We start from the raw sequence: 14793 nt of genomic DNA on the forward strand, positions 1-14793 counted from the left end.
GCGGAACTGCGGGCACTGTGACTGCCGACAATGCCGTCCGCGCAGGTTATCCGACTTGTGTGACTTACCGGCGGCGCGTGGCCGATCTGCCGGCAAGCGCCGTGACGTGGTCGCCAGACTGTGCGCGGCTGTCCCAACCCGGATTCGCTCGTTTCTGAGGGATCACCACAGGTTCGTTTGGCCGCGTCAAACCCTCCGGACCGCAAGCCATCCAGGCCCGTCCGCTCGCCAATCGGATGTAGATTCGGAACGGTCAAGTCATGCTATCCGCCCATGGATGCTCGTCGGCACCTGATACGGCATAACACTGCGCGGTATTCTTGAACATTTCGAGTGCTGGCCATGCATGGCATCGCGACACAATAAGGCACGATTCAATGGCGGGACCTCGGCATCGCCATCCCCGATCAGCTGTCAGTGGTCGGCATCCACGACGTCGACCTGATGCAATACCTGCGCCCGGCCGTCACCGCAGTCCGGATGCCCATGTACCAACTCGGCCGGGCCGGTGTCGAGGCGCTGTACGACCTGATCGCGGGGCAGCCAAGCGAAGGCGGTGTCATCACCGACCCCGAACCCGAACCCGAACTCGTGATCCGTGACTCGGCGACTGCTCTGACCCGGATCCCCGATTAGCTAGAGAGGGCTGGAGAGGGAGCCTGAAGAAGCGCCTCCAGTTCCAATCGGCGCCGGCCGACGGGTGTTTCAGTGCATGGGAACGGGTGGCCGTCATGGGTCACCGTAGATGAGCAAGAACGACGGACCGCGGTCGAAGAGGTCGCGGACAGCCGAGAGGCGGTTGGTGCCGCTCTCGGTGTGGCTGTGTTCCGACAACGCGCCCGGAGAGCCCCAGATCAAGGGGCGTCCGCGGGTCGCCGAGTCGGTATGCGAGCGGCATCGCCAGGCCGTCGGGCGGGAGTTGGCGCGGCATCTGATCGGCGCCTGTACCCGTCCAGGTGGGGTCGTCGCGGACGTCTTCACGACGAGCGAGACGGTTCTCGTCGCGGCGGCGGAGATGGAGCGACTGGGCATCGCGTGTGTTCCGCGTCTGCCGGTCGCGCAGCATCTCGCTGGTCGGCTGCGGCAGGATCTCGCGGCGGGTCAGCGGGCTGCGGTGCGGTTGCGTCCGCACGGGCCGGATGAGCTTCGGGAAGCGCTGCTCGGCTTCGAAGGTCGGGTTGAGCTGCTGATCGCGGCTCTGCCCCCGTACCCGGAGTTCGGCTGGCCGACCGGTGCTACGACGGGACGCTCCTGTCCCGCGTGCCGGGCGGAGCAGCCGACGCTCGGCGTGCTGCAACTGGGCCGGTTCCTGGAGGATGCGCGGCATGTCCTCGCGCCGGATGGCCACCTGGCAGTGATCACAACGGCTCGGTATGAGCAGGGCAGGCTGGTGGATCAGGCACCGGGGATCATCCAGCGCGCGGCCCAGGCCGGGCTCACCTACCTTCAGCACGTCATCGCGTTGCGAGTCCCGGTCGAAGGCGATGCGCTCGTCGTGCAGCCAGGGCCGGCGGAGCTGGCGCAGCTTCGCCGTGCTCAGTCCGCAGAGCTGCCGCCCGTGGTGTCGGTGCACGCGGACGTGTGCCTGTTCACCCGCGCCGTCGGAGGTGCTCGGTGAACGAGAACGCTCTGTCGTCGGTGCTGACCACGGGCCAGCTGCAGTCGCGGGTTCAGCGGCGCGGCCGGTATGTGGCGGAGTCGATGAGGCATCCGGGCAAGATGCTCCCGTCGATCGCGGCCCAGGTGATCTACGCGTTCACCGAGCCGGGTGAGCTGGTGGTCGATCCGATGTGCGGGATCGGGACCACCCTGGTGGAGGCCGTGCATCTGGGGCGGGATGCCGTCGGAATGGAGTACGAAGCGGACTTCGCCGGTCTCACCGCGGCGAACGTCCAGCACGCCCGCTCTCAGGGAGCGTCGGGGAGTGCCCGGGTGACCTGTGGAGACGCGAGGAACATCGCGACCGTCTTCACCAGCCTGCGGGGCGAGGCTGCGCTGGTGCTGACCTCTCCGCCGTACGGGGCGCATACGCATGGGCATGTCCGCTCTGGCAGCCGGGACGGTGGTGGGCCGGTCGAGAAGTGGAACCACCGCTACTCCACCGACAAGGGCAACCTCGCTCACCGGCGATTGCCCGAGCTGATGGAGGGCTTCGGACAGATCCTCGAAGGATGCGGCGAACTGCTGCGGCCAGGTGGTGTGGTCGCGATCACCGTTCGGCCGATCCGCGTCGATGGGCAACTCGTCGACCTCCCCGGCCAGGTCATGGCGACGGCTGAGGAGGCCGGGCTGGTGCTCACCCACCGTCTGGTGGCGTTGCTGTGCGGGCTACGCGATGGCGGGCTGGTGAACCGGGCGTCGTTCTTCCAGATGTTGGAAGCCTGGCGGAGCCAAGAGAAAGGGCTGGCGGTGTGCGCCGCGGCCCACGAGGACCTGCTCATTCTGCGCAAACGAGGCGGTGAGGCTTGATGGCCACATCCTCTCCCTGTACGACGCGAGGGCTGGGCTGCTCCTCGTTTTCCACAGGCTGTGCACGACCGTGTGCGGCCCGACAGGCAGGAGACCGTGTCCAGACCATGATTGACATCGGTCATCGAGGCGAGCGCTCATGGAGGACCGCCGGGGGCGGGCGGGCCCGTTGGGTCCGGACCGGGCGGCGGTGGGCGCGGGGACCCGTTCCAAGCGGGAGCGAGTCGTGAGCGGCGCAGAAACCAAGCTGCGGCTGGTCGCGCCGGGCAAGGAGGTGAGGCTCACTCCCGGCGCGGCCGGTGTGCTGCTGCGGATCCTGCTCAAAGCCGTCGCCCGCGCCAAGCAGCCACAGACCGCGAAGGAGCGACAGAGATGACGATCAGGTTCGGCTTCTACGGCCGGGTGTCGACCGAGGACAACCAGGACCCGGAGGCCTCACGGGCCTGGCAGTTGCACCGCGCGCGGGCGCTGATCGAGTCGCGGGGCGGGGAGGTCGTCGCGGAGTTCTTCGACGTCGACAAATCCCGCTCGATCCCCTGGCAGCTCCGGCCGCACGCGGCGGCGCTGATCGAGGAGCTGAAGGACCCGCGGCGGGACTTCGACGCGGTGGTGATCGGGGAGCCGCAACGGGCCTTCTACGGCAACCAGTACAGCCTGACGTTCCCGTTGTTCGAGCACTTCGGCGTGCCGTTGTGGGTGCCCGAGGTCGGCGGGCCGATCGATCCGGCCAACGAGGCCCACGACATGATCATGGGCGTGTTCGGCGGGCTGTCGAAAGGCGAGCGGAACCGCATCAAGATCCGGGTACGTGCTGCCATGGCGGCGATCACCGCGACCGAGGGAAGGTTTCTCGGCGGGCGTCCCCCGTACGGCTACAGCCTTCAAGACGCCGGTCCGCACCCGAACCCCGGTAAGGCGGCTGATGGGCGGAGGCTGCGGCGGCTGGTGGCCGACCCGGTCACCTCACGGGTGGTGCGGTGGATCTACAGCGAGTTCCTCAAGGGGCGGGGCTACCTGGACATCGCCGAGGACCTGACGCTGCAGGGCATTCTGTCGCCGTCGGCCAGTGACCCTGAGCGGAACAAGCACCGCGATCAGCGGGCGTGGTCGAAGTACGCCGTCCGGGTCATCCTCACCAACCCGCGCTACACCGGCCACCAGGTGTGGAACAAGCAGCGCAAGGACGAGATCCTCCTGGACGTGGAGAACGTCGCGCTGGGCACGACGACCAAGCAGCGATGGAACACCAAGGACCAGTGGATCTGGTCGGAACATCCCGTTCACGACGCGATCGTGAGCGTCGACGAGTATCAGCGGGTCCAGGAGATCCTCTCGAAGCGCGCGCACGGCCAGTTCAGCCAGCGTCCGCACCCCACCCGGCGTCCGTACGCCTTCCGGGGGGTGCTGTTCTGCGGGTACTGCGAGCGCCGGATGCAGGGCAACTGGAACAACCATCAGGCGTATTACCGGTGCCGCTTCCCTGCTCAGTACGCCATCGTCAACGAGCTCGACCATCCCAAGGTCGTCTATCTGCGGGAGTCGGAGATCCTTGATGAGGTCGATGGCTGGCTGGGAACCGAGTTCGGACCGGACAGACTGGAGCACACGATCGCGGCCATGGCCGAGCAGGTGATCGACCCGAACGAAGCGGCCCTGATGGACTTGCGGAAACGGCTGTCGAAGTGTGACCGCAAGCTCATCCAGTACCGCTCCGCCCTCGACGCCGGAGGCGACCCCATCGAGATCTCTTCGTGGATCAACGAGACGAAGAGCGAACGCGCCCACCTGGAGGGGGAGCTGAAAGCCGTTCCGGCCGCGCAGCGCATCAGCGTCGCCGAGATCAGGTCGATGATCAAGGAGGTCGGGGACGTGGTACGGCTGGTCGGTGAGGCGGACCCGGACGACAAGGCCGACCTCTACACCCAGCTCGGGCTGAAGCTCACGTACTACCCAGAAAAGCAATATGTGGAGGCCCGGATCAATCCGGAACCCCCACATGTGCGAGCGGTGTGTGTCCGAGGGGGGACTTGAACCCCCATGCCCCGCAAAGGGCACTAGCACCTCAAGCTAGCGCGTCTGCCTATTCCGCCACCCGGACGTGGTGCCTGCACGCGAGACCGTCATCCCGCGTCGGCTCCGTAAGGTTAGCAAACCTTTCGGGGTGCGTCATACCAGCTATGGGGAGAGACGCCATGCGTGACGCACAGGTCGCCGGGAGCAGGCCGTGTCATGGGGCGCGAGGGTGGTTCGCGGGGGTTTGGGCGGGCGGGCTTGACCAGTTGCTGGATCTCCGGTGAAAAGCGCTTGCGACAACCTTGAGTAGTGCTACGGTTACGGACCGTTGAGGGGTTGTCATGCGACCGGCCCTTGCGCCGGTCGTCCTTTCGGGAGGTCACGTGGCACGCATGACCGCACAGCGGCAGAGGGAGCGGTCCCTCGCTGTGCGGAGCGTGCCCACCGGCGCCCGCCGGGTTGACCGGATGGCGCGGTTCGCGGCCGTCGCTCGTCGGGTCCTGGTGCGTGCGGTTGCAGTCGGCGGTCTTGTGGCCGCCGGCTGGCTGCTCGCCGTGGTCTTCCAGATGCTCACCGCCGCTCCCGCGGCCGCGGATTCCATCGCGGCGACAGGGACGGCGATAGGAGCGGCGTCAGGAAACGGCTCATCCCTCGCGGTCGTGGCGTCCGACGACGCCGAGGCCATGGCGGGGCTGACGGTCGACGGGCTCACCAGCCAGTCGGACCACGGTCTGCCGTCGCCCGGCCCCACCGGCCAGATTCTCGACACCGACGGTCTGGTGCCCACCGGCGGTGGCAACGGCCCGTTCGGGCCGAGCATGGGGGATGTCACACGGTACGGGTTCGACCCGCGGCTCGATGTGAGGCGCGTCGTTCCCGCTTACGTGCGACCCCCTGTCGTCCGCGCAGCGGCGGACGACCCTTCTTTCTCACCTGACTAATCCCCGCCACAAGGTTCCGGCCCTTTCCGGCCGGCGGCGGAGCGTGGCCGAGTTCCCCTCCGTCAGCGGGTGACATGTCGATCACTTCAGCAGGTTCGCGCTCCCCGGGGTTTCCGCTGTGCTCTCGCATGGCTCCGGGCCGGCCGCGGGCTGTCAGGTAATTCCCCCCAAACATCAGTAGGAGCATTCTCATGCGTACATGGGCGAAGGCTTCCACCCCCGCGGCGCTGCTCGCCGTGGCGGTCCTGTCGTTCGGCGGCGGCACGGCTTCGGCCGACACCGACGGCGACCACTCCATCGGCGGCGGCAACCAGGTCAACCTGCCGGTCTCGCTGCCGATCGACATCAGCGGCAACGCCGTCGGCGTGGCCGGCGACTCCACCGCCACCTCGGCGGGCGGCGCGTCGGTCGTCGACCAGGGCAGGGGCGGCATCTCCGACCGGACCTCCGGCGAGTCGAGCGTGCTCGGCGGCAACCAGATCAACGCGCCGATCAGCGCGCCGGTCAACGCCTGCGGCAACGCGGTTTCGCTGTTCGGCAACTCCGACGCCGGGTGCAAGGGCGGCGCGACCGTGCGCAAGTCCGGCAAGGGCGGCGCGGGCGGCAACCGCACCTCCGGTGACCGCAGCATCATCGGCGGCAACCAGATCAACGCGCCGATCTCGGCCCCGATCAACGCCTGCGGCAACGCCGTGGCGATCTTCGGGGACGCGGCCGCGGGCTGCCAGGGCGGGGCCTCGGTGCGCAACACCGGTACGGGAGCGGGCGGCAACACCACGTCGGGCCGCGGCTCGGTGCTCGGCGGCAACCAGGTGATCGCGCCGATCAGCGCGCCGGTCAACATCTGCGGCAACTCGGTGGCCGCGTTCGGCGACGCGTTCGCCGGGTGCCGGGGCGGCGCGTCCGTCACCAACGACGGCGGCCGCCGCCACCAGAGCCACGGCTATCAGCGCGGCTCCACCGGCAACGACACCGACGGCCGGTTCGGCGCGGGCAGCGGCAACCAGGTCGTGGCCCCGATCAACCTGCCGATCACCGCCTGCGGCACCTCGGTCGGCAACGCGACCTCCGGGTGCAAGGGCGGGGCGAGCGTCCACAACAAGGGAGGCAGCTCCGGCGCCGGCGGCAACAGGACGTCCGGCCGGTCGGGCGTGCTCTCCGGCAACCAGATCGTGGCCCCGATCACCGCCCCGGTCAACGTCTGCGGCAACGCGGTCGCCGTGGCGGGTGACGCGTTCGCCGGGTGCGTCGGCGGCGTCTCGGTGAAGAACGGCGGCAAGGGCGCGGGCGGCAACAGGACGTCCGGCCGGTCCGGCGTGCTCTCCGGCAACCAGATCGTGGCCCCGATCACCGCCCCCATCAACGCCTGCGGCAACGCCGTGGCGGCGCTCGGCAAGTCCGAGGCTCACTGCAAGGGCGGGGCGAGCGTGCACAAGAGCGGCGGCTCCGGCGCGGGCGGCAACAGGACGTCCGGCCGTTCGGGCGTGCTCGCCGGCAACCAGCTGGTCGCGCCGATCACCGCCCCGGTCAACGTCTGCGGCAACGCCGTGGCCGTCCTGGGCGACGCCGCCGCCGGGTGCCTCGGCGGCGCCCACGTGGGCCGCCCCGGCCCCGGCAAGGGCTACCGCCACAACACCCCGCTGGCCGGCAAGGCGCACCAGAGCGGCGGCGGCATGGTCCCCGCCCTGCCCGTGCTGCCCGCGCTGAGCGGCGCGCAGGGTCTCGGCAACGCCTCCCAGCAGATGAGCGGCGGCGGCCTGCCGGTCGTCGGCGACGTCGTCGGCCAGCTCGGCCTGCCGCAGGTGCCGGGCATGCCCGGCCTGCCGTCGACCCCGGCCACGCCCGCCAAGTCGGCCAAGCCTGCCAAGCCGTCCAAGAAGCACACCGCGGGCTCCGCGAACCCGGCCACCGAGCTGGTCGCCGCCACCCCGGTCGGCGGCACGGTCAAGTCGCTCACCCGCGGCCTGCCCGCCGGCGACCTGGGGCTGATGAGCGCCGCCCAGCCCGCGGGCGTCACCGGGATGTCCGCCGCCTCGCTGCTGGCCCTGGCGCTGGGCGGGCTGTTCGCGGTGACGGCGACCCTGTTCGCGGCCACCCGCCGGTTCCGTCCCACCAGCAAGTGACACCCGCTGAGCGACCCGCGCCTCGGATAGCTCATAGGTAGGTGTCCGCATACGGCCGCTGCCCCTGGAAGCCGTCCAGGGGCAGCGCGCGCTGAACGCTTTGCCCGTTCCGGGGGCGCGGCCCGGGACGGGCAAAGCCATGCCCGGGTGTTCAGCCTGGGCGTGCGAGGGTGCTGCGCACCCGTACGATCTTGCGCCGGAGGCGTACGTGCCTGCTGCCGTCCGCGTGCTTGCGCACTCGGGCGAGTTCCCACTTGCCGTACTCTGCATGCTCGGTCAGCAGCTGACGTGCGGCTTCTCGGGAGAGGTCGCGCGGGATGAAGAGATCCATGTAGGAGTAGTCGAGCACAACGATTAGTCTCCAGGGTGAGTCAGGGCGCCATGCCGCTCGATGGGCCTATTCTGCGTGCTCGTGGATGGACCCGGAAGCCAGTGGGTAGCCCGGGGGAAGGAAATTTCCGAGCGAGGGGTTACCTTTCAGATCTATGCCGGACGTCCGGCAGGGGGACTGCAAGCGAACAGCGAGGTAGGAAGCAGCGTGCCAGCCAACAACGGCAGTGCCGGCGTAAGACGTCTGGTGATCGTCGAGTCGCCCGCCAAGGCGAAGACCATCGGCGATTACCTCGGCACCGGCTACATCGTCGAGTCGAGCATCGGCCACATCCGTGATCTGCCGGAGAAGGCCGACGACATCCCCGAGAAGTTCAAAGGGGAGTCGTGGGCACGCCTCGGCGTGAACGTCGAGCACGACTTCGAGCCGTTGTACGTGGTCAACCCCGACAAGAAGGCGCAGGTCAGCAAGCTGAAGCAGCTGCTGAAGGACGCCGACGAACTCTACCTGGCGACTGACGAGGACCGCGAGGGCGAGGCGATCGCCTGGCACCTGCGCGAGGTGCTCAAGCCGAAGGTGCCGGTGCACCGGATGGTGTTCCACGAGATCACCCGGCAGGCCATCCGCGACGCCGTCGCCAACCCCCGTTCGCTCAACCTGCGCCTGGTCGACGCCCAGGAGACTCGCCGCATCCTCGACCGCCTCTACGGCTACGAGGTCAGCCCGGTCCTGTGGAAGAAGGTCAAGCCGCGGCTGTCCGCCGGCCGCGTCCAGTCGGTGGCGACCAGGCTGGTGGTGGAGCGAGAGCGTGACCGCCTGGCGTTCACCGCAGCCCACTACTGGGACCTGCAGGCGCTGTTCGACAGCGGCAAGCCGGAGGAGCGGCCGCGCGACTTCAGCGCGACGCTGACCGGCGTCGACGGCAAGCGGGTGGCCCAGGGCCGCGACTTCGCCAGCACCGGGCAGCTGAAGAACGCCGACGTGCTCCACTTGTCGGAGCAGGCCGCCGGCGAGCTGGCCGCCAGGCTCGGCGACTCGTCGTTCGCCGTCAAGTCCGTCGAGCGCAAGCCGTACACGCGCAAGCCGTACGCGCCGTTCCGGACGACCACGCTGCAGCAGGAGGCCAGCCGCAAGCTGGGCTTCTCCGCCAAGTACACGATGCAGGTGGCGCAGCGCCTCTACGAAGAGGGCTACATCACCTATATGCGGACCGACAGCATCACGCTGTCGGAGACCGCCGTGCAGGCCGCGCGCTCGCAGGCGATCAAGCTGTACGGCGCCGCGTACGTCCCCGACAAGCCGCGCCTCTACAGCAGCAAGGTCAAGAGCGCGCAGGAGGCGCACGAGGCGATCAGGCCGTCCGGCGAGGAGTTCCGCACGCCGGGCGAGACCGGGCTGAGCGGCGACAGGTTCCGGCTCTACGAGCTGATCTGGCAGCGGACCGTGTCGTCCCAGATGAAGGACGCGGTCGGCGAGTCGATCCAGGTCAAGGTGGGCGGCCGGTCGTCGGCGGGCGAGGACGTCGAGTTCGCCGCCTCCGGCCGGACGATCACGTTCTACGGGTTCCTCAAGGCGTACGTGGAGGGTCACGACGACCCGGCGACCGACCGCGACGACTCGGAGAAGCGGCTGCCCAACCTGGCGGAGGGCGACGCGCTCACCGTCTCGCGGCTGGACGTCGCCGCCCACTCGACCAAGCCGCCGGCCCGCTACACCGAGGCGTCGCTGGTCAAGGAGCTGGAGGATCGGGAGATCGGCCGTCCGTCGACGTACGCGTCGATCATCGGCACGATCCTCGACCGGGGCTACGTGTTCAAGAAGGGCACGGCGCTGGTGCCGTCGTTCCTCGCCTTCGCCGTGGTCAACCTGCTGGAGCAGCATTTCGGCAACCTGGTCGACTACGACTTCACGGCCGACATGGAGAAGGTGCTCGACGACATCGCCAACGACCGGGCGGAGCGGGTGCCGGAGCTGCAGCGCTTCTACTACGGCGGCGACGGCGACGAGGGCCTCAAGGAGATGGTCACCGACCTGGGCGACATCGACGCCAAGGAGATCAGCTCCTTCCCGATCAGGGGCACCGACATCGTCATCCGGGTCGGCCGATACGGCCCGTACCTCGACCGTGAAGGCACCCGCGTCAACGTCCCCGAGGACATGACCCCCGACGAGCTCACCGCGGAGAAGGCCGAGGAGCTGATCTCGCGCCCGACCGGCGACCGCGAGCTCGGGCCCGATCCGGTGACCGGTCACCTGATCGTGGCCAAGGACGGGCGGTTCGGGCCGTACGTGACGGAGGTGCTGCCGGAGGAGGCGCCGCCCGCCGAGGGCGAGAAGAAGCGGCGCACGAAGAAGGCCGACGCGCCCAAGCCGCGCACGAGCTCCCTGTTCAAGACGATGTCGCTCGACACGATCACGCTGGAGGACGCGCTCAGGCTGCTGTCGATCCCGCGCGTGGTGGGCGAGCTCGACGGTGAGCAGGTGGTGGCGCACAACGGCAAGTTCGGGCCCTACCTGAAGAAGGGCTCCGACTCGCGGTCGCTCGGGTCCGAGGAGGACCTGCTCACAGTCACGATCGACCAGGCCAAGGAGCTGTTCGCGCAGCCGAAGCAGCGGGGCAGGGGGCGGGCCGCGGCCGCGCCGCCGCTGCGCGAGCTGGGCGATGACCCCCACTCCAAGAAGCCGGTGGTGGTCAAGGAGGGCCGGTTCGGTCCGTACGTCACCGACGGCGAGACCAACGCCTCGCTCCGCAAGGGCGACACGGTGGAGGAGATCACCATCGAGCGGGCGGCGGAGCTGCTGGCCGAGCGGCGCGACCGCGCGCCCGCTCCGAAGAAGACGTCCACCAGGAAGGCTCCGGCGAAGAAGCCGGCCGCGAAGAAGAAGCCCGCCACCAAGTCCTGAGAGGGCTCTCAGGGGGCGGACCGCGCCGGTTCGGGGCCGCTCATAGCATGACGGCGTGGCGTTCCTGTTCGTGGTCCTGGGCGTGTTAGCCGGGGTCCACTTCTACCTGTGGCATCGGCTGGTGCGGGCGACGACGCGGCCGGGGGCGGCGCGCGGGCGGCTGACCTTCGCGGTGGCAGGGCTGTTCGTGCTCGTGGTGGTCACGTTCGTGGCGCAGCGGGTGCCGTGGCTGTCGTGGCTGGCCTGGCCGGGCTTCATGTGGGTCGCGGTCATGTTCTACCTGTTCTGGATCCTGCTGGTGCTGGAGGTGCCGCGGGCGGTGCTGGCGGCGGTGCTGCGCGCGAGGGAGCCCGTGCCCGCGGGCGGAGCCGTCCTGGTCGCCGACGCGCCCGCCGACCCCGGCAGGCGGCTGTTCATCGGGCGGGCGACCGCGCTGGCCGCCGGGTTGGGCGTGCTGGGCACGGTCGGGTACGGGGTGACGCGGGCGCTCGGCGACCCGGTGATCGAACGCGCCTCGGTCACCCTGCCGGGGCTCGACTCCCGGCTGAGCGGCCTGCGGTTCGCCGTGGTGAGCGACATCCACCTGGGCCCGCTCACGGGAAAGGCGCACACCGAACGCATCGTCCGCATGATCAACGGGCTCGAGGCCGACGTGGTGGCGATCGTCGGCGACATGGTCGACGGCACGGTCGAGGCACTCGGGCCGCTGGCCAGGCCGCTGCGAGACCTGGAGTCCCGGTACGGGTCCTACTTCGTGACGGGCAACCACGAGTACTACACGGCCAACGGGCCGGGCGAGTGGGTCGAGGAGCTGAGCGACCTGGGGGTGCGCTCGCTGCGCAACGAGCGGGTGGAGATCCGCCACCAGGGCGCCGTGCTGGACCTGGCCGGGGTGAACGACGTCACCGGCACGGCCGGAGGCGACGGCCCCGACTACGCCGCGGCGCTCGGCGGCCGTGACGAGAGCCGCCCGGTCGTGCTGCTCGCGCACCAGCCCGTGCAGGTGGCCGAGGCCGCCCGTCACGGCGTCGACCTGCAGCTGTCCGGTCACACGCACGGCGGGCAGATGGTGCCGTTCAACCTGATCGTGCCGCTGCAGCAGCCCGTGGTGTCAGGGCTCGCCGCGGTGGACGGGGTCCAGGTGTACGTGACGCGCGGCGCCGGGTTCTGGGGCCCGCCGGTGCGGGTGGGGGCGCCGCCCGAGATCACGCTGCTGGAGATTCGCTAACCGGCTGCGTTCGGTCGGCTACATGCTGTAGTATCCCGGCGGATACTTCGGAGGTGGTCACTCATGTCTTCCCCCGGTGGAGGGCTGCCCGACGTCACTTTCTGGGCCGCTCGCGGCGCCCTGCTGCTGAAGCAGGCGCGCCACGAGGCCAGCATGCGCCAGCAGCAGCTGGCGGGGGTGTGCGGCACGTCACGCACCACGCTGTCGGCCTACGAGCACGCCCGCAAGTCGCCCACGCTGGAGACCGCGGGGCGCATCCTCGACGCGGCGGGGTTCCGGCTGGCGCTGGAGCCGAAGGTGGAGTTCACCGGCGGCGTCCCCAACAGGCTGCCGCGGCTGCCGGTCGGCCAGGCGCTCGGCCGGGTGCGGGTGCGCGAGCGGGCCTACGACCTGTCCGTGCGCGAGCAGCGCCGCCAGGCATACTCGGCGCTGCTGCGCGACGGCGACTCCGAGCAGCTGCTCACGTACGTCGACGAGCTGCTGCTGGTCGACCTGTGGGACGAGCTCGACCTGCCGGCGGGCGTGCGGTCGCGCTGGGCGCCGGTCATCGAGCGGGCCAGGGCGCGGATGTGAAACGACGGCGTGCCCCCGGCGATGTTGTTGGTGGGGCCCATTCGCCCGGTGTGCCATGCGCACCAGGCCATGGACGTACTACCCTCAGCGACGACCAGTCCGTTATTTCCGGACTCGTCGCTGTCATCCCACTCCCAGAACACCTGGATACGCTGACATCATGACCGCCATCGGCCGAAGCCGTCAGGCTCACGTGCTGGCCAACGCCCCCTTCCGCAGGTTGTGGGCGGCCATGTCGGTGTGCAGCCTGGGCGACTGGCTCAACCTCCTCGCGCTCACCGCGCTGGCGGGAAACCTCACCCAGGGCGACTTCCGCACGCAATCGCTCGCCATCGGCGGCGTGTTCGTCGCCAAGATGCTGCCCGCCGTGCTGCTCGGGCCGCTGGCGGGGGCCTTCGCCGACCGGTTCGACCGGCGGCTGACCATGGTGTTCTCCGACGTGGCCCGGTTCGCCGTGGTGCTGTCGATCCCGGTGGTCAACAGCTACCAGTGGGTGATCATCGCCACCGTCCTGGTGGAGTGCGTCAACCTCTTCTGGGTGCCGGCCAAGGACGCCACCGTTCCCAACCTGGTGCCCAAGCAGCAGCTCGAGTCGGCCAACCAGCTCAACCTGCTGGTCACGTACGGGAGCGCGCCGGTCGCGGCGGCCGTGTTCGCGATGCTGTCGGTGGTGGCCGACGTCGGCCGCAGCGTGGTGCCGCTCCTGGCCGGGCTCGACCCCACCGCCCTGCCGCTGATCGTGAACGCGGGCGCCTACCTCGTGTCGGCCGCCCTGATCTTCACGCTGCGCGACATCCCCAAGCGCGACGGGGCGATCTCCACGCCGTCGGTGCTCAGGCAGATCGTCGACGGGTGGCGGTTCGTCGGCGGCAACCGCCTGGTCCGCGGGCTGATCATCGGCATGCTCGGCGCGTTCGCGGCGGGCGGCGCGGTCATCGGCGTCGCCAAGCTCTACGTCGAGGACCTCGGCGGCGGCGACGCGGCCTACGGCGTGGTGTTCGGCGCGGTCTTCGTCGGCATGGCGCTGGGCATGTTCTTCGGGCTGCGGCTGCTCAGCGGCCTGTCGCGGCGGCGGCTGTTCGGGCTGTCGCTGGTCGTGGCCGGGTTCGTGCTGGCCGCCATCGCGCTGGTCCACAACCTGGTGATCGTGGTCATCCTGACCGTGATGCTCGGGGCCTGCGCCGGCATCGCCTGGATCATCGGCTACACGCTCATCGGCCTGGAGGTCGAAGACGGCCTGCGCGGGCGCACGTTCTCGTTCCTGCAGTCCACGGCACGGGTGACGCTGCTGCTGGTGGTCTCCGTGGCCGGCCCGCTGGCGGCGCTGTTCGGCCGGCGCGGCGTGGACGTGGGCGCGCTGAGCTACGAGTTCAACGGCACCAACCTGGTGCTCCTGCTCGGCGGCGTGCTGGCGGTGGTCGTCGGCGTGCTCAGCCTGCGCCACATGGACGACAGGAAGGGCGTGCCGATCCTGACCGACCTGATCACGGCCGTGCGGGGGAAGAGCTTCCGCGGCGAGCCGGCCGAGCGGATGCCGGGGCTGTTCGTGGCCTTCGAGGGCGGCGAGGGGTCGGGCAAGACCACCCAGGCCAGGATGATCGCCATCTGGCTGCGCGACCAGGGCTACGACGTGGTGCAGACCCGCGAGCCCGGCGCCACCAAGGTCGGCATGCGGCTGCGCGCCATCCTGCTCGACGCCGCCGAGCGCGGCCTGTCGGGGCGGGCCGAGGCGCTGCTCTACGCGGCCGACCGGGCCGAGCACGTCGAGAAGGTCATCCGGCCGGCGCTCTACCGGGGCGCGATCGTGGTGTGCGACCGCTACGTCGACTCCTCGCTCGCCTACCAGGGCGCGGGCCGCTCCCTCGACCCCGACGACGTCTCCAAGGTCAACGCCTGGGCGACCGGCGGGCTCGTCCCGCACCTGACCGTGCTCATCGACACCCCGCCCCAGGTCGGGCTCACCAGGCTCGGCGGGGCGGCCGACCGGATCGAGTCGGAGCCGCTGGAGTTCCACGAGCGGGTGCGCAAGGAGTTCCGCGCGCTGGCCGCCGCCGCGCCCGACCGCTACCTGGTCGTCGACGGGACGCTGCCCCCGGAGCAGATCACCGCGGTCGTCCAGGACCGGATACGCGAGATCCTGCCCGACCCGGTGCCGCGCGAGGCCGAAGACGTCACGGGCACGATGCCCGCCATCCGCGACTAGCCTTGTCG

At 70.0% G+C, this 14793-nt stretch carries 12 protein-coding genes and 1 tRNA gene; 11 read left to right on the forward strand and 2 right to left on the reverse strand.

The window, feature by feature from the left end; all coding sequences use genetic code 11:
- Positions 1-393 precede the first annotated feature (393 nt).
- The 5 genes from KME79_RS15365 (at position 394) to KME79_RS15385 (ending at position 4500) form a co-directional block, all read left to right on the forward strand.
- Positions 394-636 carry a substrate-binding domain-containing protein gene (locus KME79_RS15365; protein WP_372452434.1) on the forward strand — a complete coding sequence of 81 codons (243 nt, stop codon included), beginning with the start codon at positions 394-396 and terminating at the stop codon, positions 634-636.
- Positions 637-745: 109 nt separating this feature from the next.
- Positions 746-1618, forward strand: a complete 873-nt coding sequence (locus KME79_RS15370) for a DNA methyltransferase (protein WP_219545010.1) — start codon at positions 746-748, stop codon at positions 1616-1618.
- Between the two features lie 20 nt (positions 1619-1638).
- Positions 1639-2469 carry a TRM11 family SAM-dependent methyltransferase gene (locus KME79_RS15375; protein WP_219545011.1) on the forward strand — a complete coding sequence of 277 codons (831 nt, stop codon included), beginning with the start codon at positions 1639-1641 and terminating at the stop codon, positions 2467-2469.
- A gap of 226 nt (positions 2470-2695) precedes the next feature.
- On the forward strand, positions 2696-2845 hold the full coding sequence (locus tag KME79_RS15380) for a hypothetical protein (RefSeq protein WP_219545012.1): 150 nt from the start codon (positions 2696-2698) through the stop codon (positions 2843-2845).
- Entirely contained in the window at positions 2842-4500 is a 1659-nt protein-coding gene (locus KME79_RS15385; RefSeq protein WP_219545014.1) for a recombinase family protein, read from the forward strand. Before KME79_RS15380 ends, KME79_RS15385 begins: the two co-directional genes overlap by 4 nt.
- Here KME79_RS15385 and KME79_RS15390 read toward each other — a convergent pair.
- Positions 4482-4567 (reverse strand) — tRNA-Leu (locus tag KME79_RS15390). The genes KME79_RS15385 and KME79_RS15390 overlap by 19 nt on opposite strands.
- 382 nt (positions 4568-4949) lie before the next feature.
- Between KME79_RS15390 and KME79_RS15395 the strand changes: the two genes are divergently transcribed.
- Entirely contained in the window at positions 4950-5423 is a 474-nt protein-coding gene (locus KME79_RS15395; protein ID WP_148035688.1) for a hypothetical protein, read from the forward strand.
- A gap of 191 nt (positions 5424-5614) precedes the next feature.
- Entirely contained in the window at positions 5615-7546 is a 1932-nt protein-coding gene (locus KME79_RS15400; RefSeq protein WP_219545015.1) for a chaplin, read from the forward strand.
- A gap of 151 nt (positions 7547-7697) precedes the next feature.
- Here the strand turns inward: KME79_RS15400 and KME79_RS15405 are convergent, their stop codons facing one another.
- The gene (locus tag KME79_RS15405) at positions 7698-7895 is read right to left on the reverse strand and encodes a DUF5703 family protein (protein ID WP_148035686.1); all 198 of its coding nucleotides are present in this window, start codon (positions 7893-7895) and stop codon (positions 7698-7700) included.
- A 189-nt stretch (positions 7896-8084) separates the two neighbouring features.
- Here KME79_RS15405 and topA point away from each other — a divergent pair, with 189 nt between their 5' ends.
- The 4 genes from topA to tmk all read left to right on the forward strand — a co-directional run bounded on the left by topA (position 8085) and on the right by tmk (position 14785).
- Positions 8085-10781, forward strand: coding sequence for a type I DNA topoisomerase (gene topA / locus KME79_RS15410; RefSeq protein ID WP_219545017.1), 2697 nt, complete (start codon positions 8085-8087; stop codon positions 10779-10781).
- 55 nt (positions 10782-10836) lie between these two features.
- Positions 10837-12009: a metallophosphoesterase gene (locus KME79_RS15415; RefSeq protein WP_219545018.1), complete on the forward strand. Its 1173-nt coding sequence runs from the start codon at positions 10837-10839 to the stop codon at positions 12007-12009.
- 63 nt (positions 12010-12072) lie between these two features.
- Entirely contained in the window at positions 12073-12582 is a 510-nt protein-coding gene (locus tag KME79_RS15420; RefSeq protein ID WP_148035683.1) for a helix-turn-helix domain-containing protein, read from the forward strand.
- A 160-nt stretch (positions 12583-12742) separates the two neighbouring features.
- Complete coding sequence (gene tmk, locus KME79_RS15425; RefSeq protein WP_219545019.1) at positions 12743-14785, forward strand: dTMP kinase; 2043 nt, start codon at positions 12743-12745, stop codon at positions 14783-14785.
- The last annotated feature ends 8 nt before the right edge of the window (positions 14786-14793 follow it).

It is taken from the genome of Nonomuraea harbinensis (assembly GCF_019396385.1).
Taxonomy (GTDB): Bacteria; Actinomycetota; Actinomycetes; order Streptosporangiales; family Streptosporangiaceae; genus Nonomuraea; species Nonomuraea ferruginea.

What these genes read in the sequence shown, in the direction of transcription:
- KME79_RS15400 (WP_219545015.1), top strand. Translation starts at nt 5,615, where the DNA reads ATGCGTACATGGGCGAAGGCTTCCACCCCCGCGGCGCTGCTCGCCGTG.
- KME79_RS15420 (WP_148035683.1), top strand. Translation starts at nt 12,073, where the DNA reads ATGTCTTCCCCCGGTGGAGGGCTGCCCGACGTCACTTTCTGGGCCGCT.
- KME79_RS15395 (WP_148035688.1), top strand. Translation starts at nt 4,950, where the DNA reads ATGGCGCGGTTCGCGGCCGTCGCTCGTCGGGTCCTGGTGCGTGCGGTT.
- KME79_RS15370 (WP_219545010.1), top strand. Translation starts at nt 746, where the DNA reads ATGAGCAAGAACGACGGACCGCGGTCGAAGAGGTCGCGGACAGCCGAG.
- KME79_RS15385 (WP_219545014.1), top strand. Translation starts at nt 2,842, where the DNA reads ATGACGATCAGGTTCGGCTTCTACGGCCGGGTGTCGACCGAGGACAAC.
- tmk (WP_219545019.1), top strand. Translation starts at nt 12,743, where the DNA reads ATGACCGCCATCGGCCGAAGCCGTCAGGCTCACGTGCTGGCCAACGCC.